Below are 20,746 nucleotides of genomic sequence, written 5' to 3' on the forward strand. Positions count from 1 at the left end.
AGACGCTCTCCCAGCTGAGCTAATCACCCTTCGCTTCGGTGTGGCGCGCATTCTACGGAGCGACCCAACCTCTGGCAAGCACTTTTTTAAATAATTTTCTCAGGCCTTCCAAAGGCTTAGAGAAGGGTTGGCCTATGCCACGGCGAAGACAATAATGCCCCCCTTTGTATAAAGGAGAGACTCACCCCATGTGGTTCAAAAACCTGCTTATCTATCGCCTGACCCAAGACCTGCCTGTCGATGCCGAGGCGCTGGAAACTGCACTGGCCACCAAACTGGCGCGTCCATGTGCAAGCCAGGAGTTGACCACCTACGGTTTCGTCGCGCCGTTCGGCAAGGGCGAAGATGCTCCACTGGTGCACGTCAGCGGTGACTTCCTGCTGATCGCCGCTCGTAAAGAAGAACGTATTCTGCCGGGCAGCGTCGTGCGCGACGCGGTCAAGGAAAAGGTCGAAGAGATCGAAGCCGAGCAGATGCGCAAGGTCTATAAGAAGGAACGCGATCAGATCAAGGATGAAATCATCCAGGCCTTCCTGCCGCGCGCCTTTATCCGTCGCTCGTCGACCTTCGCCGCCATCGCGCCGAAACAGGGGCTGATTCTGGTCAACTCGGCCAGCCCGAAACGCGCCGAAGACCTGCTCTCCACAATGCGCGAAGTGCTCGGCACCCTGCCCGTCCGTCCGCTGACCGTGAAAACCGCGCCGACCGCCGTGATGACCGAATGGGTCACCACCCAGCAAGCCGCCCCGGACTTCTTTGTCCTGGACGAGTGCGAACTGCGCGACACCCACGAAGACGGCGGCATCGTGCGCTGCAAGCGTCAAGACCTGACCAGCGAAGAAATCCAGCTGCACCTGAGCACCGGCAAAGTCGTGACTCAACTGTCGCTGGCCTGGCAGGACAAGCTGTCGTTCATGCTCGACGACAAAATGACCGTCAAACGCCTGAAGTTCGAAGACCTGCTGCAGGATCAGGCCGAACAGGACGGTGGCGACGAGGCCCTGGGCCAACTGGACGCCAGCTTCACTTTGATGATGCTGACCTTCGGCGACTTCCTGCCGGCACTGGTTGAAGCGCTGGGTGGTGAAGAGACGCCGCAGGGGATCTAACGCCCGGCGAGTTTCAAAATTGTGGGAGCGAGCCTGCTCGCGAATGCGCAGTGACAGTTAACATTAATGTGTCTGACACTCCGCTTTCGCGAGCAGGCTCACTCCTACATTGGTTTTGTGTGTAACCAATAATAAGGAACAAGCCATGCGCGCACTGGCTGCACTCAGCCGCTTTGTCGGCAACACCTTCGCTTACTGGGTTCTGATTTTCGCCGTGATCGCATTCCTGCAGCCGGCGTGGTTCCTCGGTCTCAAAGGCGCCATCGTGCCGTTGCTGGGGCTGGTGATGTTCGGCATGGGCCTGACCCTCAAACTCGACGACTTCGCTGCTGTCGCCCGCCATCCGTGGCGCGTGGCGCTGGGCGTGGTTGCGCATTTCGTGATCATGCCCGGCGTGGCGTGGTTGCTCTGCCAGGTCTTTCATCTGCCGCCGGAAATCGCCGTCGGGGTGATTCTGGTCGGTTGCTGCCCAAGCGGCACCTCTTCCAATGTGATGACCTGGCTCGCCCGGGGCGACCTGGCGCTGTCGGTGGCGATTGCTGCGGTCACCACCCTGCTCGCCCCGCTGCTGACCCCGGCGCTGATCTGGCTGCTGGCTTCGGCGTGGTTGCCGGTGTCGTTCATGGAGCTGTTCTGGTCGATCCTGCAAGTCGTGTTGCTGCCAATCGTGCTCGGCGTGGTTGCGCAACGTTTGCTCGGTGACAAGGTGCGACACGCGGTCGAGGTGTTGCCGCTGGTGTCGGTGGTCAGCATCGTGATCATCGTCACGGCGGTTGTTGCCGCCAGTCAGGCGAAGATCGCCGAGTCCGGTCTGCTGATCATGGCCGTGGTGATGCTGCACAACAGCTTCGGCTACTTGCTGGGTTACTTCACCGGGCGTCTGTTCAAGTTGCCACTGGCTCAGCGCAAGTCACTGGCGCTGGAAGTCGGCATGCAGAACTCGGGACTGGGCGCCGCGTTGGCCAGTGCGCACTTCTCGCCACTGGCGGCGGTGCCGAGCGCGCTGTTCAGCGTCTGGCACAACATTTCCGGGGCGCTGCTTTCGACCTGCTTCCGGCGCATGAGCGAAAAAGAAGATCGTGAAACGGCAGCTCAACAGGCCGCCGACTGACCTCAAACCTTGATCCCCGGATGAATGCTCGTCAATATGTTGCGCAACGCGGGGACGACCCTGCGGCTCGATCGAGTTATTAATCTGGGGACGACCCCGTCAATCGATGGAGGTCTCTCATGTCCTGGATCATTCTGTTTTTCGCCGGCCTGTTCGAAGTCGGCTGGGCCGTCGGCCTGAAATATACCGACGGCTTCACCCGCCCGCTTCCCACCGTACTGACCGTTGCGGCCATGGCCATCAGCCTTGGTCTGCTGGGTCTGGCGATGAAGGAATTGCCGTTGGGTACGGCTTATGCGATCTGGACCGGCGTGGGCGCCGTGGGTACGGTGATTGCCGGGATCATTCTGTTTGGCGAGTCGATGGCGTTGATTCGCCTGGCCAGTGTGGCGTTGATCATTACCGGGTTGATCGGCCTCAAGGTCAGCGCCTAGGCCACTACCGCTTTCGCGAGCAGGCTCACTCCTACAGGGCAACGCGTTTCAAATGCAGGAGTGAGCCTGCTCGTGATGAGGCCCTTAAAGTCAGCGATTATCTGACTGCCCCACGCAACTCCCCCACCACCCCCTGCAACTTCGCCGGTTCCGCGGCTTCAACCGCTACCGCCGAACCCGCCACCAACGTCACCCGCGACCACAACCGCTTGAACAAACCCTTGTTCGGGTCGCGACTGAAGAAACTCCCCCACAATCCCTGCAGCGCCAGCGGAATCACCGGCACCGGTGTCTCTTCGAGAATCCGCGTCAGCCCGCCCTTGAACTCATTGATCTCACCGTCGGTGGTCAATTTGCCCTCCGGGAAGATGCACACCAGTTCGCCGTCCTTCAGATACTGGGCAATCCGGGTGAAGGCCTTTTCGTAGATCTGGATGTCTTCGTTGCGTCCGGCAATCGGAATCGTCCCCGCCGTGCGGAAGATAAAGTTCAGCACCGGCAGGTTGTAGATCTTGTAGTACATGACAAAGCGAATCGGCCGACGCACCGCGCCACCAATCAGCAAGGCATCGACGAACGAAACGTGGTTGCACACCAGCAACGCCGCGCCTTCGTCCGGGATCGCCTCCAGGTTGCGGTGCTCAACGCGGTACATGGAATGGCTGAGCAGCCAGATCATGAAGCGCATGCTGAACTCGGGAACGATCTTGAAGATGTACGCATTGACACCGATATTGAGCAGCGACACCACCAGGAACAGCTGCGCAATAGACAGTTTGACCACACTGAGCAACACAATCGAAACGATCGCCGACACCACCATAAACAGTGCGTTGAGAATGTTGTTGGCGGCGATCACCCGCGCCCGCTCGTTTTCGGCGGTGCGCGACTGGATCAAGGCGTACAGCGGCACGATGTAGAAGCCGCCAAAAATGCCGAGGCCGAGAATGTCGACCAGCACGGCCCAGGTATGCACAAAACCCAGCACGTCAATCCAGCTGTGGCCGGTGACACTTTCCGGGATACCGCCGGAATGCCACCACAGCAGCAGGCCGAACACAGTCAGACCGAACGAGCCGAACGGCACCAGGCCGATCTCGACCTTACGCCCGGAAAGCTTCTCGCAAAGCATCGAACCCAGCGCGATGCCGACCGAGAACACGGTAAGAATCAGCGTGACCACGGTTTCGTCGCCGTGCATCCATTCCTTGGCGTAGGCCGGGATCTGCGTCAGGTAAATCGCCCCGACAAACCAGAACCACGAGTTGCCGACAATCGAGCGCGACACCGCTGGCGTCTGGCCCAAGCCGAGTTTGAGGGTGGCCCAGGACTGGCTGAAGATGTTCCAGTTCAGGCGCATTTCCGGCGACGCCGCCGCTGCACGCGGAATGCTGCGACTGGCGAGATAACCCAGCACGGCAATGCCGACAATCGCGGTCGACACCAGTGGCGCGTAATGCGTCGAGGACATGATGACCCCGGCGCCAATGGTCCCGGCGAGAATCGCCAGGAACGTGCCCATCTCCACCAGACCATTGCCGCCGACCAGCTCATCCTCTCGCAGCGCCTGCGGCAGTATCGAATACTTCACCGGCCCGAACAGCGCCGAGTGGGTGCCCATGGCGAACAGCGCCACCAGCATCAGCGACAGGTGATCGAAGAGAAAACCGATCGATCCTACGGCCATGATCGCGATTTCTGCGAGTTTGATCAGACGAATCAGCGCGTCCTTGGCGAACTTTTCCCCGAACTGCCCGGCCAGCGCCGAGAACAGAAAGAACGGCAGGATAAACAGCAGCGCACACAGGTTGACCCAGATCGAACGGTCACCCTCGATGGTCAGCCGATAGAGAATGGCGAGAATCAGCGACTGCTTGAACACGTTGTCGTTGAAGGCGCCCAGCGACTGCGTGATGAAAAACGGCAGGAAGCGCCGGGTGCGAAGCAGGTTGAACTGTGAGGGGTGACTCATCTTCCGTGTTTCCCTGAGGTCGGTAGAGAATGGCCTGGATCTGCATATTGGAATCCCGATCCGCGATCCAGGCCACACATTACCTAAACTTTTCAGGTTATTTCTTCAAACCTGCAATACAAGGTGAGACAAACAGTTCACCGCGCCACGCGCCTTGCACGGTGCGTTTACCGACGATCAGCCACATCACCGCCAGCAACGTCACCAGCACGCAGCCCACCACACTGAAAAATCCGAGGTTCAGCGTGCTGGCAAGCTTGAGGGTCGCCAGCGAATACACGCCCAGCGGGAAGGTAAAACCCCACCAGCCAAGGTTGAACGGGATGCCGTCACGCAAGTAGCGAGCGGTGATCAACAGCGCCATCAACATCCACCACAAGCCGAACCCCCACAGCGTGATGCCGGCGACCAGGCCAATACCGGAAGCGATTTCACCGATGCCCGGCAGACCGTTGGCGGCGAAGATCGCCGGCGCATCACTGCCCAGCAGCAACATGCCCAACGCGCCGGTGCCGATCGGGCCTAGAGCCAGCCAGCTCGAGGCCGCCATGTTTTCGTGAGGCAGTTTGTGCAGGGCCATGCGCAGCAACAGGATGGTCAGAATGCTGAACGCCACCGGCAGGGAAAATGCCCAGAGCACGTAGCTGGTGGTCAGCACCACCAGTTGCGCGTGAGCATCAGCCAGATGCGGCGCGAGCAAGCCACCGCTGGCCGCCGCCACTTCCGCGGCGACCACCGGCAACAGCCAGACGGCGGTCATCTGATCGATGCTGTGTTCCTGGCGGGTAAACATCATGTAGGGGATCAACACGCCGCAGGCCAGCGACATCGCCACGTCGAGCCACCACAGCACCTCGGCCAGATGGATCACGCCCTCGCCCCAGCGTGGCAGACCGAACAGCAGAAAGCCGTTGATGATGGTCGCCAGGCCCATGGGAATGGTGCCGAAGAACATCGATACGGTGGAGTGGCCGAAGATCCGCCGCGCTTCATCGAAAAACAACACCCAGCGCGCGGCATAAGCGAAAGTAAACAGGGTGAACAACAGAATGTTGAACAGCCACAACCCTTCGGCCACCGCGTGCAGCCCGGGAATCGCCACCGGAAGTTGCGCCAGCGCCAGGGCCAGCACGCCGGTGCCCATGGTCGCGGCGAACCAGTTGGGGGTGAATTGACGGATCACTTCACGCGGATGCTGAAGCTGGCTGAACGGCTTGATGCCGGGTTTGGCGCTGTTGGGGCAAGTCATCATGAACTCCTGTCCTCAGGTGAGGTTGAGTCCATGGTAGAACCGAATCGAATATCTATATAACGGGTAATTTCTCTATCTGTTATCTACTTAATAGATAAGCCTCTAGACGCTGCCTTCGCTCTCGATCACCAGAATCCGCGCCGCACCCTGCGGATGCGCTACGTGCTCGGTACCGACCGAGGCGTAGAAGATGTCCCCGATCTCAAGCAGCACCTGCTTTTCTTCACCCTGTTCGCGGTAGTGCATCTGCACCTGGCCGTCGAGCACCACGAACACTTCTTCGCCATCGTTGACGTGCCATTTATACGGCTGGTCGGTCCAGTGCAGGCGCGTGGTGATGCCATTCATGTTGGCGATGTCCAGCGCACCCCAGGCACGCTCGGCGGTGAACGACTTGCTGCGGATTATCTTCATGTCTCGATCCGTGAAATACAGGGCCGGCCAAGGCTAACCCAAACGGCGCCGCTTATGGAGCGCGACAAACCTTGGCCGCACGTGGACGCAGGCTGAGCAACAGCGCGCTCAAGGCCAGTACGATCAAAGCAACACCGTAGCCATCGGTGGTCGCCAGCAGGCCATACGTGCGGGTCAAGTGCCCGGCCACCAACGCCGGCAGGCAGAACGCCAGATAACTCAGCGCGTAGTACGCCGACATCAACCCGGCCCGTTCATGGGGCGACGCCAACGGCACCAGGCTGCGCACCGCGCCAAGGAACCCCGAGCCAAAGCCGCAACCGGCGATTAGCGTGCCGAGGAAAAACAGCGCCAGACTGGCGCTGTGCACGCCGAGCAAAATCAACAGCACCCCGAGCGGCAGCAGACCGGCGCCGATTTGCAGGGCTTTGCTGGCCGGACGATTACGCAAGGTGAAGATCATCAGCGCGCCGGTCACGGTCAACGCCGAGACTGTCGCGCCACCGATCAGATTGGACGTCGAACCGGTAGCGGTGCGCACCAACGACGGCGCCAGCGAGGCAAAAAAGCCGCCAAGGGCCCAGGTCGCGGTGTTCAGCGGCAGTACGCGCCACAAAGTCGAACGTGCCTGGACCGGCACATGCAGGGTCGGCCGCAGCGATGCCCAGGCCCCGGCTTGCGGCGTCACGCTTTCTGGCATGCGCCAGACATACGCCGCTTGCAGCACAAACAACCCGAGCAGCAGCCAGTAGGTCAGTTGCAACGGCGCCGGGGCGAACTCGGCCAGCAAGCCACAGCCCATGCTGCCCAGCGCCATGCCGAGCAACGGTGCGACGCTGTTGATCAACGGCCCTTGCTCGCGGTCGGTGTCGAGCAGTGTCGCGCTCAAAACAGCGGTGGCCATGCCGGTGGCAAAACCCTGCAGTACGCGGGCGCTGATCAGCCAGGCGACACTGTCGGCGCTGATAAACAGCAACATCGCCAGCGCGTTGAGCAGTACCGCGGTGAAAATCACCGGTTTGCGCCCCAGGTGATCGGACAGCGATCCGACCGTCAGCAGCGCTGCCAGCAGGCTCAAGGCATACACGCCGAAAATCAGCGTCAGCACCGCTGCCGAAAAATGCAGTTGATCCTGATACAGGCGATACAGCGGCGTCGGCGCTGTGGAAGCGGCGAGAAAACTCAGTAAGGTGATCGCCAGAAAAATCAGGCTGCCACGGTTGGAAGCAAGGCTGGTCATGTGCACACTCCGCAAAAGCTAATTTTTTGCTTTTGCGGAGTGTGCTCTTGGCTTTGGCTTAAAGCAAATTCTTTGTGTTAAGGTCGGACACATGGCTATTAAAGAAGGTTTACGCCCCGGCGGCCGTAGCGCCCGGGTGCAAGAGTCGATTCATTCGGCAGTCCGCGCACTTCTGCAAGAACAGGAGCGCAGCACCGTGACTGTGCCGCAAATCGCTGCACGCGCCGGCGTGACGCCCTCGACGATCTATCGACGCTGGGGTGATCTGGCGGCGTTGCTCGCGGACGTCGCCCTCGCCCGCATGCGCCCCGACAGCGAACCGGCCGTGACTGGTGATCTGCGCGGTGATATCCGCGCCTGGGCCGAGCAGTATCTCGACGAGATGAGTTCCGAGCCCGGGCGCAACATGATGCGCGACGTGCAGGCCAGCGCCACGCCGGGGTATTGCGTGACGATCCTCGGTGCGCAGTTGCAGATCATCATTGACCGCCACCCGGATGAAACGGCGCCGAGCGTTGACCGGTTGATCAATCTGGTGGTGGCGCCGGTGGTGTTCCGGATTCTGTTTTCGGCGGCGGCACTGGAGGTCGAAGAGTTGCATCGGTTGATTGATATCGCGCTGCAGCAGGGCTGATGCCATCGCGAGCAGGCTCGCTCCCACAGGGGATTGCATACCAAATGTGGGAGCGAGCCTGCTCGCGAAGAAGCCCGACCAGTCAACTCAGAAACCACCCGGTTTCAAACCTGCGACCCCCCGCCACGCCACGACCTTGGTCGACACTGACTAACCGCCGCACTCATGCGAGACTGTCCGCCCGGGCAGGATTGCCGGGGAGTCTTCTGTCGGGAGTGTTGCATGTCGTTGTCCACCGGGCTGATCGCCGCCGTCGCCCTCGCCTATATGGCCATCATGTTCGCCATCGCCTTTTACGGCGACCGTCGCAGCGCGCCGTTGCCGCCGCGGATGCGTGCGTGGGTGTACAGCCTGTCGCTGGCGGTTTATTGCACCAGTTGGACATTCTTTGGCGCGGTCGGCCAGGCCGCGGAACAGCTGTGGTCATTCCTGCCGATCTACCTCGGGCCGATCCTGTTGCTGCTGGGCGCGCCGTGGGTCCTGCAGAAAATGGTGATGATCAGCAAGCAGGAGAACATCACCTCGATTGCCGACTTCATCGCCGCGCGTTACGGCAAATCGCAATCGCTGGCGGTGGTGGTCGCGCTGATCTGTCTGGTCGGCGTCCTGCCCTACATCGCCCTGCAACTCAAAGGCATCGTCCTCGGTGTGAACCTGCTGATCGGCGCCGGTGCCGACGCCATGGGCACCCGCGCCCAGGACACCGCGCTGATCGTGTCGCTGGTACTGGCGCTGTTCACCATCGTCTTCGGTACGCGCAACCTCGACGCCACCGAACACCACCGGGGCATGGTGCTGGCGATTGCCTTCGAATCGCTGGTCAAACTGTTCGCCTTTCTCGCCGTCGGCGCGTTCGTCACCTTTGGTCTCTACGACGGTTTCGACGACTTGTTCAATCAGGCGATGCTCGCACCACGGCTTGAGGAATACTGGAAAGAAACCATCAACTGGCCGTCGATGGTGGTGCAGACCGGGGTGGCGATGATGGCAATCATCTGCCTGCCTCGGCAGTTTCATGTCACGGTGGTGGAGAACATCGACCCGCAGGACCTGCGCCTTGCCAAATGGGTGTTCCCGGCTTATCTGGCGCTGGCCGCGCTGTTCGTCGTGCCGATTGCCCTCGCCGGGCAGATGCTGCTGCCGAGTCACGTGCTGCCCGACTCGTTCGTGATCAGCCTGCCACTGGCTCAGGCCCATCCGGCATTGGCACTGCTGGCATTTATCGGCGGTGCGTCGGCGGCCACCGGCATGGTGATCGTCGCCAGTGTGGCGCTGTCGACCATGGTCTCCAACGACATGTTGTTGCCGTGGCTGCTGCGGCGCAACAACGCCGAGCGCCCGTTCGAAGTGTTCCGCCAGTGGATGCTCTCGGTGCGCCGCGTGAGCATCGTGCTGATCCTGCTGCTGGCTTACGTCAGCTATCGCTTGCTCGGCTCCACTGCGAGTCTGGCGACCATCGGCCAGATCGCCTTCGCCGCCGTGACCCAACTGGCCCCGGCGATGCTCGGCGCGCTGTACTGGAAACAGGCCAACCGCCGTGGGGTTTTCGCGGGCCTCGCCGCCGGCACATTCCTCTGGTTCTACACGCTGATCCTGCCGATTGCCGCCCACAGCCTTGGCTGGTCGCTGAGCACTTTCCCGGGGCTGGCGTGGCTGCACAGCAACCCGCTGAACCTGCCGATCACCCCGCTGACCCAAGGCGTGGTGCTGTCGCTGGCGGGCAACTTCACCCTGTTCGCCTGGGTCTCGGTGCTGTCGCGCACACGGGTTTCGGAACACTGGCAGGCCGGACGCTTCATCGGCCAGGAAATCAGCGCCCGTCCGAGTGCGCGCTCGATGCTTGCGGTGCAGATCGACGACTTGCTGCAACTGGCGGCGCGGTTTGTCGGTGAAGAACGTGCGCGACAGAGCTTCATCCGTTTCGCCTACCGTCAGGGCAAAGGCTTCAACCCGAACCAGAACGCCGACGGCGAATGGATCGCCCACACCGAACGCTTGCTCGCCGGCGTGCTCGGCGCCTCTTCGACGCGCGCAGTGGTAAAAGCCGCCATCGAAGGTCGAGAAATGCAGCTCGAGGACGTGGTGCGTATCGCTGACGAAGCCTCGGAAGTCTTGCAGTTCAACCGCGCCTTGCTGCAAGGCGCGATCGAGAACATCACCCAGGGCATCAGCGTGGTCGACCAGTCGCTGAAACTGGTGGCCTGGAACCGGCGTTATCTGGAGCTGTTCAACTACCCGGACGGTTTGATCAGCGTCGGCCGGCCGATTGCCGACATCATTCGCTACAACGCCGAACGCGGCCTGTGCGGCCCCGGTGAGGCTGAAGTCCACGTTGCCCGACGCCTGCACTGGATGCGTCAGGGCCGTGCACACACCTCGGAGCGCTTGTTCCCCAACGGCCGGGTGATCGAGTTGATCGGCAACCCGATGCCCGGCGGCGGTTTCGTCATGAGTTTCACCGACATCACCGCGTTCCGTGAGGCCGAGCAGGCGCTGACCGAGGCCAACGAAGGGCTGGAGCAGCGCGTCAGCGAGCGCACCCAGGAACTCTCGCAGCTCAACGTCGCGCTGACCGAAGCCAAGGGCAACGCCGAGGCCGCCAACCAATCGAAAACCCGTTTCCTCGCGGCGGTCAGTCATGACCTGATGCAGCCGCTGAACGCCGCGCGACTGTTCTCCGCCGCCCTCTCTCACCAGGACGACGGCTTGAGCAACGAGGCGCAGCAACTGGTGCAACACCTCGACAGTTCGCTGCGCTCGGCGGAAGACTTGATCAGCGACCTGCTGGATATTTCCCGCCTGGAAAACGGCAAGATCAACCCCGATCGCAAGCCGTTTGCGCTCAATGAGCTGTTCGATACCCTCGGCGCCGAATTCAAGGCGCTGGCTCACGAGCAAGGCCTGACCTTCCGCGTGCGCGGCAGCCACTTGCGCATCGACAGCGACATCAAGTTGCTGCGGCGGATTCTGCAGAACTTCCTGACCAACGCTTTCCGCTACGCCAAGGGTCCGGTGCTGCTGGGCGTGCGGCGACGCCGCGGTGAACTGTGCCTGGAAGTGTGGGATCGCGGGCCAGGTATTCCGGAAGACAAGCAACAGGTGATTTTCGAGGAGTTCAAACGCCTCGACAGCCATCAGACCCGCGCCGAAAAAGGCCTCGGGCTCGGCCTGGCGATCGCCGATGGTTTGTGTCGAGTGCTGGGCCATACGCTGCGCGTACGCTCATGGCCAGGACGCGGCAGTGTGTTCAGCGTCAGCGTGCCGCTGGCCCGGCCGCAGTCGGTGCCGGCGCACGCTGCGGTCGAGTTGAACGGCAAGTTGCTCAGCGGCGCACAGGTACTGTGCATCGACAATGAAGACAGCATTCTGATCGGCATGAACAGCCTGCTGAGCCGTTGGGGCTGTCAGGTGTGGACGGCGCGCAACCGCGAGGAATGCGCGGCGTTGCTCAGCGATGGCGTGCGGCCGCAACTGGCGTTGGTCGACTATCACCTCGACCACGGCGATACCGGGACCGAGCTGATGGCGTGGCTGCGCACTACGCTGGGAGAGCCGGTGCCGGGGGTGGTGATCAGCGCCGATGGTCGCCCGGAAACCGTGGCGCAGGTGCATGCGGCTGGGCTGGATTATCTGGCCAAACCGGTGAAACCGGCGGCGTTGCGGGCGTTGTTGAGTCGGTATGTGCCGCTCTAACCGTTCGACTTGAGTGTTGCAGCGCTACTGCTGACGCCTTCGCGAGCAAGCCCGCTCCCACCTTTGAAATGCATTTTCCTGTGGGAGCGAGCCTGCTCGCGAAGCTTTTGGGGCTATTCAGGTAGCTCGACCAGACCATCGACATCAGTCATCGCCCGCTCCAACAGATCCGCCGGCAGACTTTTGCTCGCCCGCGCGCCCAGCAGTTTGAGCTGCTCGCTGCGGCTGACCAGGTTGCCGCGTCCTTCCGTGAGTTTGTTGCGCGCCGAACTGTAGGCCTTGTCCAGCTGTTGCAGGCGATTGCCGACCTCATCCAGATCTTGAATGAACAGCACGAACTTGTCGTACAGCCAGCCGGCACGCTCGGCGATTTCCCGGGCGTTCTGGCTTTGCCGCTCCTGCTTCCACAGACTGTCGATCACCCGCAGGGTCGCCAGCAACGTGGTCGGGCTGACGATCACAATGTTGCGGTCGAACGCCTCCTGAAACAGCGTCGGCTCGGCTTGCAGGGCGGCGGAAAATGCCGCCTCGATCGGCACGAACAGCAAGACGAAATCGAGGCTGTGCAGCCCCTCCAGGCGCTTGTAGTCCTTGCCGGCGAGGCCTTTGACGTGGCTGCGCAGCGACAGCACGTGCTGCTTGATCGCGACTTGGCCGATGCTGTCGTCTTCGGCGGCGACGTACTGCTGATAGGCGGTGAGGCTGACCTTGGAATCGACCACCACCTGCTTGTCGCCCGGCAGATAAATGATCACGTCGGGCTGGAAGCGCTCGCCGTCCGGGCCCTTGAGGTTGACCTGCGTCTGGTACTCACGGCCCTTCTCCAGGCCTGCGTGTTCCAGCACTCGCTCAAGAATCAGTTCGCCCCAGTTGCCTTGGGTCTTCTGGCCTTTGAGGGCGCGGGTCAGGTTGGTCGCTTCGTCGCTCAGGCGCAGGTTCAACTGCTGCAGACGCTCCAGTTCCTTGGCCAGCGAGAAGCGCTCGCGGGCTTCGGCCTGATAGCTTTCTTCCACGCGTTTTTCGAAGGACTGGATGCGTTCTTTCAACGGGTCGAGCAGTTGGCCGAGGCGCTGCTGGCTGGTCTCGGCGAAGCGCTGCTCGCGCTCATCGAAAATCTTGCCGGCCAGCTCGGCGAACTGCGCCCGCAGTTCATCGCGCGAGCCTTGCAGGTCGTTGAGGCGTTGTTGATGGCTTTCCTGTTGCTCGCGCAACTCGGCGTTCAGCGACGCTGCCTGGGCGTCCAGACGGCGTAGTTCGGCTTCCTTGTTGGCGCGCTCGATGTTCCAGGCGTGGGAGGCGTCGCGGGCGTCATCGCGCTCGATCTGCAGCAACTCGACTTCACGGCGCAGGGCGGCCAGTTCAGCCTGTTTCGCGGCGTTGGCCTGCGCCAGATCAACCGTTTCATCGCGACTGGCTTCCAACTGCGCGTTGAGCCCGTCCTGCGCCAGTTGCGCCATGGCCAGTCGCTCTTCGAGCAAGGCGACCTCGGCTTGTCCGTTGCTCGCCCGGCGCTGCAGTTGCCAGGCCAGCGCCAGCAGCGGCAACCCCGCACCTGCCAGACCGAGCAACACGCTGGTCAAGTCCATAGCCATAGCCACTCCTGCCGATTCGATAAAGCCTGAAGGTTAACCAAGGCGTGGGACGTTGGACAGCTCAGTCTTCGAGCAGGCCGAGTTCCTGTTGCGCACGGCGATCACCGGCACGCGCGGCCTGACGCAGCAGATCCTGTCCGATACGGCGATCCCGGGCGTTGCCGCACTCACGGCACATCAACTGACCGAGACGGCTCTGCGCCGCGACCACGCCTTCGCGTGCCGGTTGCTTGAGCAGACGCCCCGCCAGGTGCTTGGCATTGTGGCTGTCGCCCAGACGCGGACTGTCGAGCAGCCATTCGGCCACACGCACGGAAAATCGTTTGGGAGAGGTAACACGAGGGTGTTCGGAGGTAACAGAGTCTGATACTGAGCGAAACTTCATAAAACACTGTGGGGCAGATCGGAAGGCGCGCCACTCTACTCTCTTTTTCGTACAGGTAAAGCCCGAAAAAAACCCGGCACGCCCGTCCTAGAGCAAGCGCTAGGGACAATCCACAGAAGCTGTGGATAACTCAGTGGACAACCGCTCCCGAACCCGCGCAAAGCCTTGTGGAATGGGGCCCGCAGTCAAACTGACGATTTTTTCACCAACAAAAAAAACCGATGTTTTTCATTGACTTAAACTTTTGATGCAGGCAGCCGCTGGGGTCAGGATTGATATGACAGTCGCGTTACGGCCTGCGCAACTAATGTGCACAAGTACCTGTTACCCGGTTATATCGATGCGCTTTTTCGGGTCGTTTTGCGCCTCGGGCTGGGGATAAGCGGCTTGGCGAGGGGGATGACTGCACGCTTTTGTGGCGATGGATGGTTCCTTCGCGAGCAGGCTCGTTCCCACAGGAGTCCACGATCCCCTGCAGGAGTGAGCCTGCTCGCGATGGGGCCGGCAATGCCAGCCTATGACTCTGCTACCGGTCGTAATCTTTTTTGCCGCAGGGTTTGCATTGCCCAGGACGATCCGTTAGTATCCGCGGCGTTAGTACCAAGCTGAAAGTCAATTCCGGTCGAACACATCCCCACGGTCAGCCTTCTTCACAGAAGCCTTCCACCGAAAAAGCGGGAACGACCCCTCGATGGTTTCCAGGTAAAACTTGCGTCAACACAGCCTTTGAATGAATGCAAAGGGTGTTGCCAAGCACACTTACTCTGACCGAACCAACCTGCAAATTGATCAGGATCTTCACCCCGGGCCCAGAACCTCTGCCCTTGATGTGTTGCCTGCCCTCCTAAGTACCTACCTGCCAGCCCAAGCGCGCCAACTTAATAGCGCTTCAAACTGGCTGCTTTGTTCCAGTCGGGTTCTTCGTACGACCAATGGTGGTCGACGTTACTGGAACGTTTTAACGTTGCACGGTTCTTATCCGTGTCATTTGTAGGAACACCTAATAACTATGTCTACTCAAATCCAGACTCAGGATGCCATTCGCACCCTAACCAACGCTTTTGCCCCAATGAACTGCCTGATCATGGCCGCTCGCAAAGGCTGCTTCAGCTTCACCGTGGTCAATGAACACGGAATCGCCCGCCACAGCGAGCGTCTGTACCCCGATCAATACTCCAGCGCCGAGCCGCTGCAGGCCGTGATCGACCGTACACGTCAGGCATTGATTGCCTGAGAGCCGAAAAGGCCGCAAAAGCACAAGCCCCGCACAAAATGCGGGGCTTTTTATTGCCCGATGTTTCGCTTTTAGCCCTGCGCGCCTAAGCACCATCGGATATAACGCTTTTGGCTCGCAGCCGGAAATATTTTAAAAACAGGCCTTTACGTCGTGAATATGACACTACACTTCAACTCAAGCGGCTTGATCCGCTTCCGGCGAGCCTGAGTCGATCCACCGCTGCCAAGGCCCCTTCAGGTATCGCCGCCCATTACAAGAATCGAGGGCATTATGGGTATCGCTGCCAGCGAACTGTGTCGCTACGTGATCCGTCCCACATTGATTTATCTGGGACGTCACTGCGCAACCGCCGAATCCCTGCTGCTGGGGATCGCCGCCAGCCAGTCCGCCCTCGGTTCCGCCCTGCATGACCGCCGTGGCCACGGCCTCTACCGGATCGCCGAACATCGCCACCAGGCCCTCTGGGATCACTATCTGGCGCTTGATCCGGAGCGTGCCAGCCTGGTTCGCGGCCTCGCCAGTCAGCATGCTTTTCTCAGTGGCCCGCACCTGGAACTGACCGTCAACCTGCGTTACGCCACCGCCATCGCCTGGCTGCTGGTCGAAGAACAAAACCCCACCCTCCCCGACCCGAATGATCTGTTGGGCATGGCGCGAATCTGGCGTCAGACCTTCCAGCCGCAAGGGCGTCTGCGCGACTTCACTTACGCCTGGCAAACTTGTGTTTCACCGGTGAATCAGGTCGCGTGCTGACCAAGCGGTTTCACAAAATCGCCCAACAGGTCGCGAATCTGGTCGGATTGTCCTACAAAACCGCTCTAACTCAAGCCATAGGGACTATAGCGCTGGAACGAAAATGTTGGTAATTTTCGCCCCGGTGATCACCAGGAGTTCTAATAATGAAAAAAGTAATGCTCAAAACCACCCTTAGCCTCGCCGTGACCATGGCATCCACCCAGATCTTCGCAGCTGGCTTTGCCATCAACGAACACAGCATCAGCGGGATGGGTACTGGTTACGCTGGGCGATCTTCTTCTGCCGACGACGCAAGCACTGTTTATGGCAACCCTGCCGGCATGTCGCGCATCACGCGCGAACAAGTCACTGGCGGTGTTGCATTCCTCGATGCCAAGACCGATATCAAAGACGCCAGCTCCAGCCCTAACGGCGGCAGCAACAAAGGCGACATGGTGCCCTTCACCTCCGTACCTATGGGCTTCTACGTCAAACCGATCGATGAGCATTGGGCATTCGGCCTCGGCGTATACGTGCCGTTCGGCCTGATTACCGACTACGAAAAAGGCTTTGGCGGCCGTTACTTCGGCAGCAAGTCCGAAGTGCAAGTCATCACCTTCCAGCCGACTGTCAGCTACAAGTTCAACGACGTGGTGTCGGTCGGTTTCGGTCCGACCATCAACCGTATCGACGGTACGCTGGAATCCAACCTGTCGATCACCCAGGCCGCTCCGGATGGCAAGGTCAAGATCAAGGGTGACGACACCGCGCTGGGTTACAACATTGGCGTGCTGGTACAGGCCACTGACACCACTCGCCTGGGTCTGACCTACCACTCGAAAGTCGACTACAAGCTCGAAGGCAACACCAAGGTCAACTACGGTGTGCTGGGCGCAGTCGGCCTGGGTGCCGAGCAGAAGTACGACGCTTCGCTGAAGATCACCACGCCTGAATCCGTGGACTTCTCGGTCACTCAAGCGATCAACGACCGCTGGAACGTCTATGCCGGTTCGACCTGGACCCGCTGGAGCCAGCTGAAGAAGATCACCGTCGAAAACTCGGGTGTCCAGCCGCTGCTGGCCGGTCAGTTCGGCGAGATCACCGAAGACCAGAACTGGCACGACTCCTGGGCTTACGCCGTGGGTACTTCGTACCAGTTGAACAAGGAATGGGTACTGCGCACCGGTCTGACTTTCGACCAGTCGCCGACCAACAACGTCGACCGTTCGCCACGCATCCCGACCGGCGACCGGACCATCTTCAGCCTCGGTGCCGGCTGGAGCCCGACCGAAGACCTGACCATCGACGTGGCTTACTCGTACTTGAAGGAAGAGTCGGTCAAAGTCCACAACCAAAACGATCGTGGCCAGACCTACGACGCCAAGTATGAAAACTCGGCAAACGGTTTCGGTGTCGGCGCGACCTATCGCTTCTGATGCTGCACGGCGAGGCTGATCCCTCGCCCACAAAAAAGCCCCGTTTTCTTTACAGAAAGCGGGGCTTTTTTGTGCCTGCATGAACATCAATATGGGAGCGCGCCTGCTCGCGAAAGCGCTGGATCAGACAAACATTATGTCGCGGGTCAGACCGTCTTCGCGAGCAGGCTCGCTCCCACAAAAAGACCGTGTTTCAGTCAGCCAGGGGGTTTGAGGCTATGGCTTTCTCGATGGCGGCGATAAATTCCGGATCATCCGGCTTGGTCAGGCTGGAAAAATTCGCAATCACCTTGCCCTGACGGTCGATCACGTACTTGTAGAAATTCCACTTCGGCGCGCTGCTCTGCTCCGCCAGCACCTTGAACAGGTGGGTAGCGCCATCGCCACGGACCTTCTGCGGCTCGGTCATGGTGAACGTCACGCCGTAGCTGGCATAGCAGACCTTGGCGGTCTCAGCGCTGTCCTTGGACTCTTGCTTGAAGTCGTTGGACGGCACGCCGAGCATCTCCAGACCTTGTGCCTTGTAGCGCTGATTAAGCGCTTCGAGGCCCTCGAACTGCGGAGCGAAGCCACAGAAGCTCGCGGTATTGACCACCACCAGCGGCTTGCCGGCGTAGCGCTGACAGAGGTCGATGGATTCCTTGGCGCGCAACTTCGGCAGCGAACCTTGCAGCGCATCCGGACAATCAGCGGCCTGGGCCAATCCGGTCAACGCCATCAGCAACGCGGGTACAACACACCAGCGCATGAGCATGTCGGGCATCCTTGAGCAGTCATCAGACCCCGACGTTACTCGCCATCAAAGCCTACAGGCAAGCGCCCATACCCAGTTGCATCAGCGCCAGGCCGCCCTGATGCCAGCCCCACCACACCAGCGCCAGCAACAGGGCGCCGAGTGCGGCGAAGGCGAATCGCGGCCAGGAACGCTTCATGCGGCGCTCACACCCGGTTGCAGGCGCGCCACCGGACGCTCACGCACCGGCCAGTTCAGCGCAGCCGCCAGCAGGCTCAAGAGAATCGCCACTTGCCAGATCAAGTCATAACTCCCGGTACGGTCATACACCACCCCGCCCAGCCAGCCGCCGAGGAACGAGCCGAGCTGGTGGAACAGGAACACGATACCGCCGAGCATGGACAGATTGCGCACGCCAAACAAGGTCGCCACCGTGCCGTTGGTCAACGGCACCGTCGATAACCACAAGAAGCCCATGGCCATGCCGAACAGATAGGCCGAAGTGGTCGTCACCGGCAGCCACAGGAACAGCACAATCACCACTGCGCGCAGCAGGTACAACGCGGTCAGCAGACGCGGTTTGGACATGCGCCCGCCGAGCCAGCCGGCGGTGTAGGTTCCGAAGATGTTGAACAACCCGATCAACGCCAGCACCGTGGTGCCGACCGTGGCCGGCAGATGCTGATCGACCAGATAGGCCGGCAGATGCACACCGATGAATACCACCTGAAAACCGCAGACGAAAAAGCCGAACGCCAGCAACCAAAAGCCGGAATGCGAACAGGCTTCACGCAACGCTTCAGGCAGGGTCTGTTCATGACCCAGCACCGGCAGCGGTTTGTCCTTGAGCATGCTCACCAGCGGCACGATCAGCGCCACCAGCAGGCCGAGCACCAACAGCGCAGCCGACCAGCCGAGCCAGCCGATCAAACCCAGGGTGCCGGGCAGCATGGCGAACTGGCCGAACGAGCCGGCGGCGCTGGCGATACCCATGCCCATGCTGCGTTTTTCCGGCGGCACGGCACGCCCGACCACGCCGAGGATCACCGAGAACGACGTACCGGAGAGGCCGATGCCGATCAACAGACCGGCGCTCAACGACAGGCTCAGTGCCGAATCGGACAGCCCCATGAACACCAGGCCCAAGGCGTAGAACACACCGCCGACCAGCACCACTTTGGCCGCACCGAAACGGTCAGCCAAAGCCCCGGTGAACGGCTGTGCCAGCCCCCAGATCAAGTTCTGCAAGGCGATGGCGAAGGCAAACACTTCGCGCCCCCAGCCGAACTGTGCGCTCATCGGCGACAGGAACAGACCGAAGCCGTGCCGCACGCCCAATGACAACGCCAGAATCAGCGCACTTCCCAGCAACACCCAACCGCACGTACGCCACATCGATGTCATTGTTATTCTCCGCTTGCGGGTATATACCCGCTTGAGTTTGGAAAAAACCGGCCTCAGGCCAGTTCATCCAGCAATCTGAGCAAGGTTTCACGCTTCTCGGCGCCCAGGCGATCAATCAATCGCTGTTGCGCCGCTTCCCAGGCTGGCAGGGCCGCCGCCAAGCGCTGCACACCGGCCTCGGTGAGCCTGACGATGCGGTTGCGCATGTCTTTGCCCTCGGCCAGCGCCACCAGGCCCTCGCCTTCCAGCACCCGCAGATTGCGTCCCAGGGTACTGCGATCCAGACCCATGGCTTCGGCCAGTTCGGAAATGCTTGGTTGATCCAGGCGCTGCAGGTTGCACAGCAAAGAATACTGGGCAACGTTGATCCCGAAGCCGTCGAGAGCGCCGTCGTAATGCCTGCTGACGCCACGAGCGGCGCGACGCAGGTTGGTGCACAAACACTGAGAAGGAAGCATGATGCGTGTATATACCCGGGACTGTGTTAAATCAAGTTACACGTGAGTTTATCAATAAGGTTTGTGGCGTCTGACACACCGCCTTCGCGAGCAAGCCCGCTCCCACCCTTGGAATGCGCTCCCCCTGTGGGAGCGGGCTTGCTCGCGACGGGGCCAGCACGGTTATAAAGATATCTCAGACCAACACCACCCCAATCAACACCGCCATCTCCAGCAATTCGAGCAACGCCCCCGCCGTATCGCCCGTGGCCCCGCCCAGCCGCCGCATCATCACCTGCCGCAGCCAGACAAACACCCCTAACGCGACAGCCAGCGCAACAATCGCTTTAGCCCCTGCGATCAGCACACAGCCCAGCGCACTGAACCCAAGCACCCACCACCCCGCCCTGCGCGGCAGATGATCGGCCAGCGCCTGCCCCAACCCACCCGCCCGCACATACGGTGTGGTCAGAAACAATCCTAACAACGCCGCACGCCCCAGCAGCGGCACGATGATCAGCGCCAGCCCATGCCCTTGCTCGATCAGCGCCAGCAACGCGCAGAACTTGAGCAACAACACCAGCACCAGCGTCACCACCGCGATCGGCCCGCTGCGCGGATCCTTCATGATCGTCAGCGTGCGTTCGCGATCACCGAAACCACCGAGCCAGGCGTCAGCGCTGTCAGCCAGACCGTCGAGATGCAGCGCGCCGCTGAGCAGCACCCACACCGTCAGCAACAGCGCCGCATGCAGCAACAATGGTGCGCCGGCCAACGCCAGGTTGAATGCCCAGAGGATCACCCCGAACAGCAACCCCACCAGCGGATAAAACAGCAACGAGCGCCCGAGTTGCTCCGGCTGAGGCATCCCCGGCAGACGAATCGGCAAACTGCTGAGAAATTGCAGGGCGATCCACAGTGGCAGCAT

Annotated in this window: 19 protein-coding genes; 8 read left to right on the forward strand and 11 right to left on the reverse strand. The window is 60.9% G+C overall.

Features of this window, described 5'->3' with window-relative positions; translation table 11 throughout:
- The first annotated feature begins 188 nt into the window (after positions 1-188).
- The 3 genes from rdgC (at position 189) to sugE (ending at position 2,654) form a co-directional block, all read left to right on the forward strand.
- Entirely contained in the window at positions 189-1,109 is a 921-nt protein-coding gene (gene rdgC, locus PseAD21_RS17530) for a recombination-associated protein RdgC (protein WP_003223096.1), read from the forward strand.
- A 145-nt stretch (positions 1,110-1,254) separates the two neighbouring features.
- Entirely contained in the window at positions 1,255-2,220 is a 966-nt protein-coding gene (locus PseAD21_RS17535) for a bile acid:sodium symporter family protein (RefSeq protein WP_102356767.1), read from the forward strand.
- 119 nt (positions 2,221-2,339) lie between these two features.
- Positions 2,340-2,654 (forward strand): quaternary ammonium compound efflux SMR transporter SugE, encoded by a 315-nt coding sequence (sugE, locus tag PseAD21_RS17540; protein WP_003223093.1) that lies wholly within the window; start codon positions 2,340-2,342, stop codon positions 2,652-2,654.
- 97 nt (positions 2,655-2,751) lie between these two features.
- Here sugE and PseAD21_RS17545 read toward each other — a convergent pair whose 3' ends face one another.
- The 4 genes from PseAD21_RS17545 to PseAD21_RS17560 form a co-directional block, all read right to left on the reverse strand.
- Entirely contained in the window at positions 2,752-4,626 is a 1,875-nt protein-coding gene (locus PseAD21_RS17545; protein ID WP_102356768.1) for an MFS transporter, read from the reverse strand.
- 97 nt (positions 4,627-4,723) lie between these two features.
- Entirely contained in the window at positions 4,724-5,875 is a 1,152-nt protein-coding gene (locus PseAD21_RS17550; RefSeq protein ID WP_102356769.1) for a TDT family transporter, read from the reverse strand.
- 105 nt (positions 5,876-5,980) lie between these two features.
- A complete protein-coding gene (locus PseAD21_RS17555) occupies positions 5,981-6,292 on the reverse strand; it encodes a cupin (RefSeq protein ID WP_102356770.1) in 312 nt (103 codons plus the stop codon).
- 52 nt (positions 6,293-6,344) lie between these two features.
- Entirely contained in the window at positions 6,345-7,532 is a 1,188-nt protein-coding gene (locus PseAD21_RS17560) for an MFS transporter (RefSeq protein ID WP_102356771.1), read from the reverse strand.
- 91 nt (positions 7,533-7,623) lie between these two features.
- Here PseAD21_RS17560 and PseAD21_RS17565 point away from each other — a divergent pair, with 91 nt between their 5' ends.
- The gene (locus PseAD21_RS17565) at positions 7,624-8,166 is read left to right on the forward strand and encodes a TetR/AcrR family transcriptional regulator (RefSeq protein ID WP_102356772.1); all 543 of its coding nucleotides are present in this window, start codon (positions 7,624-7,626) and stop codon (positions 8,164-8,166) included.
- 222 nt (positions 8,167-8,388) lie between these two features.
- Positions 8,389-11,859: a PAS domain-containing hybrid sensor histidine kinase/response regulator gene (locus PseAD21_RS17575; RefSeq protein ID WP_102356774.1), complete on the forward strand. Its 3,471-nt coding sequence runs from the start codon at positions 8,389-8,391 to the stop codon at positions 11,857-11,859.
- Positions 11,860-11,972: 113 nt separating this feature from the next.
- Here the strand turns inward: PseAD21_RS17575 and rmuC are convergent, their stop codons facing one another.
- A complete protein-coding gene (gene rmuC, locus PseAD21_RS17580) occupies positions 11,973-13,337 on the reverse strand; it encodes a DNA recombination protein RmuC (RefSeq protein WP_178082140.1) in 1,365 nt (454 codons plus the stop codon).
- Between the two features lie 175 nt (positions 13,338-13,512).
- Positions 13,513-13,836 carry a hypothetical protein gene (locus PseAD21_RS17585; protein WP_102356776.1) on the reverse strand — a complete coding sequence of 108 codons (324 nt, stop codon included), beginning with the start codon at positions 13,834-13,836 and terminating at the stop codon, positions 13,513-13,515.
- A 1,009-nt stretch (positions 13,837-14,845) separates the two neighbouring features.
- Between PseAD21_RS17585 and PseAD21_RS17595 the strand changes: the two genes are divergently transcribed.
- The 3 genes from PseAD21_RS17595 (at position 14,846) to PseAD21_RS17605 (ending at position 17,244) form a co-directional block, all read left to right on the forward strand.
- Positions 14,846-15,070: a hypothetical protein gene (locus PseAD21_RS17595; protein WP_007950419.1), complete on the forward strand. Its 225-nt coding sequence runs from the start codon at positions 14,846-14,848 to the stop codon at positions 15,068-15,070.
- A 273-nt stretch (positions 15,071-15,343) separates the two neighbouring features.
- Entirely contained in the window at positions 15,344-15,826 is a 483-nt protein-coding gene (locus tag PseAD21_RS17600; RefSeq protein ID WP_025111983.1) for a hypothetical protein, read from the forward strand.
- Between the two features lie 146 nt (positions 15,827-15,972).
- A complete protein-coding gene (locus tag PseAD21_RS17605; protein WP_102356777.1) occupies positions 15,973-17,244 on the forward strand; it encodes an OmpP1/FadL family transporter in 1,272 nt (423 codons plus the stop codon).
- A 193-nt stretch (positions 17,245-17,437) separates the two neighbouring features.
- Here PseAD21_RS17605 and PseAD21_RS17610 read toward each other — a convergent pair whose 3' ends face one another.
- From PseAD21_RS17610 to PseAD21_RS17625, 5 genes are all read right to left on the reverse strand, one after another.
- Positions 17,438-17,998, reverse strand: a complete 561-nt coding sequence (locus PseAD21_RS17610) for a glutathione peroxidase (RefSeq protein ID WP_102356778.1) — start codon at positions 17,996-17,998, stop codon at positions 17,438-17,440.
- A 52-nt stretch (positions 17,999-18,050) separates the two neighbouring features.
- Positions 18,051-18,176 carry a hypothetical protein gene (locus tag PseAD21_RS30060; protein ID WP_256214716.1) on the reverse strand — a complete coding sequence of 42 codons (126 nt, stop codon included), beginning with the start codon at positions 18,174-18,176 and terminating at the stop codon, positions 18,051-18,053.
- Positions 18,173-19,381, reverse strand: coding sequence for an MFS transporter (locus tag PseAD21_RS17615; RefSeq protein ID WP_102356779.1), 1,209 nt, complete (start codon positions 19,379-19,381; stop codon positions 18,173-18,175). The genes PseAD21_RS30060 and PseAD21_RS17615 overlap by 4 nt, the downstream gene beginning before the upstream one ends.
- A gap of 53 nt (positions 19,382-19,434) precedes the next feature.
- A complete protein-coding gene (locus PseAD21_RS17620) occupies positions 19,435-19,839 on the reverse strand; it encodes a MarR family winged helix-turn-helix transcriptional regulator (protein WP_102356780.1) in 405 nt (134 codons plus the stop codon).
- 175 nt (positions 19,840-20,014) lie between these two features.
- Entirely contained in the window at positions 20,015-20,746 is a 732-nt protein-coding gene (locus tag PseAD21_RS17625) for an adenosylcobinamide-GDP ribazoletransferase (protein WP_102356781.1), read from the reverse strand.

The sequence above is a fragment of the Pseudomonas sp. AD21 genome (genome assembly GCF_002878485.1).
In the GTDB taxonomy this organism is placed as follows: domain Bacteria; phylum Pseudomonadota; class Gammaproteobacteria; order Pseudomonadales; family Pseudomonadaceae; genus Aquipseudomonas.

Coding starts and splice junctions, on each gene's coding strand:
- PseAD21_RS17625 (WP_102356781.1), bottom strand. CDS start 20,746: ATGCTGCCACTGTGGATCGCCCTGCAATTTCTCAGCAGTTTGCCGATT.
- PseAD21_RS30060 (WP_256214716.1), bottom strand. CDS start 18,176: ATGAAGCGTTCCTGGCCGCGATTCGCCTTCGCCGCACTCGGCGCCCTG.
- PseAD21_RS17620 (WP_102356780.1), bottom strand. CDS start 19,839: ATGCTTCCTTCTCAGTGTTTGTGCACCAACCTGCGTCGCGCCGCTCGT.
- PseAD21_RS17555 (WP_102356770.1), bottom strand. CDS start 6,292: ATGAAGATAATCCGCAGCAAGTCGTTCACCGCCGAGCGTGCCTGGGGT.
- PseAD21_RS17600 (WP_025111983.1), top strand. CDS start 15,344: ATGGGTATCGCTGCCAGCGAACTGTGTCGCTACGTGATCCGTCCCACA.
- PseAD21_RS17550 (WP_102356769.1), bottom strand. CDS start 5,875: ATGACTTGCCCCAACAGCGCCAAACCCGGCATCAAGCCGTTCAGCCAG.
- rdgC (WP_003223096.1), top strand. CDS start 189: ATGTGGTTCAAAAACCTGCTTATCTATCGCCTGACCCAAGACCTGCCT.
- PseAD21_RS17610 (WP_102356778.1), bottom strand. CDS start 17,998: ATGCTCATGCGCTGGTGTGTTGTACCCGCGTTGCTGATGGCGTTGACC.
- sugE (WP_003223093.1), top strand. CDS start 2,340: ATGTCCTGGATCATTCTGTTTTTCGCCGGCCTGTTCGAAGTCGGCTGG.
- PseAD21_RS17585 (WP_102356776.1), bottom strand. CDS start 13,836: ATGAAGTTTCGCTCAGTATCAGACTCTGTTACCTCCGAACACCCTCGT.
- PseAD21_RS17605 (WP_102356777.1), top strand. CDS start 15,973: ATGAAAAAAGTAATGCTCAAAACCACCCTTAGCCTCGCCGTGACCATG.
- PseAD21_RS17565 (WP_102356772.1), top strand. CDS start 7,624: ATGGCTATTAAAGAAGGTTTACGCCCCGGCGGCCGTAGCGCCCGGGTG.
- PseAD21_RS17615 (WP_102356779.1), bottom strand. CDS start 19,381: ATGACATCGATGTGGCGTACGTGCGGTTGGGTGTTGCTGGGAAGTGCG.
- PseAD21_RS17535 (WP_102356767.1), top strand. CDS start 1,255: ATGCGCGCACTGGCTGCACTCAGCCGCTTTGTCGGCAACACCTTCGCT.
- PseAD21_RS17545 (WP_102356768.1), bottom strand. CDS start 4,626: ATGAGTCACCCCTCACAGTTCAACCTGCTTCGCACCCGGCGCTTCCTG.
- PseAD21_RS17575 (WP_102356774.1), top strand. CDS start 8,389: ATGTCGTTGTCCACCGGGCTGATCGCCGCCGTCGCCCTCGCCTATATG.
- PseAD21_RS17560 (WP_102356771.1), bottom strand. CDS start 7,532: ATGACCAGCCTTGCTTCCAACCGTGGCAGCCTGATTTTTCTGGCGATC.
- PseAD21_RS17595 (WP_007950419.1), top strand. CDS start 14,846: ATGTCTACTCAAATCCAGACTCAGGATGCCATTCGCACCCTAACCAAC.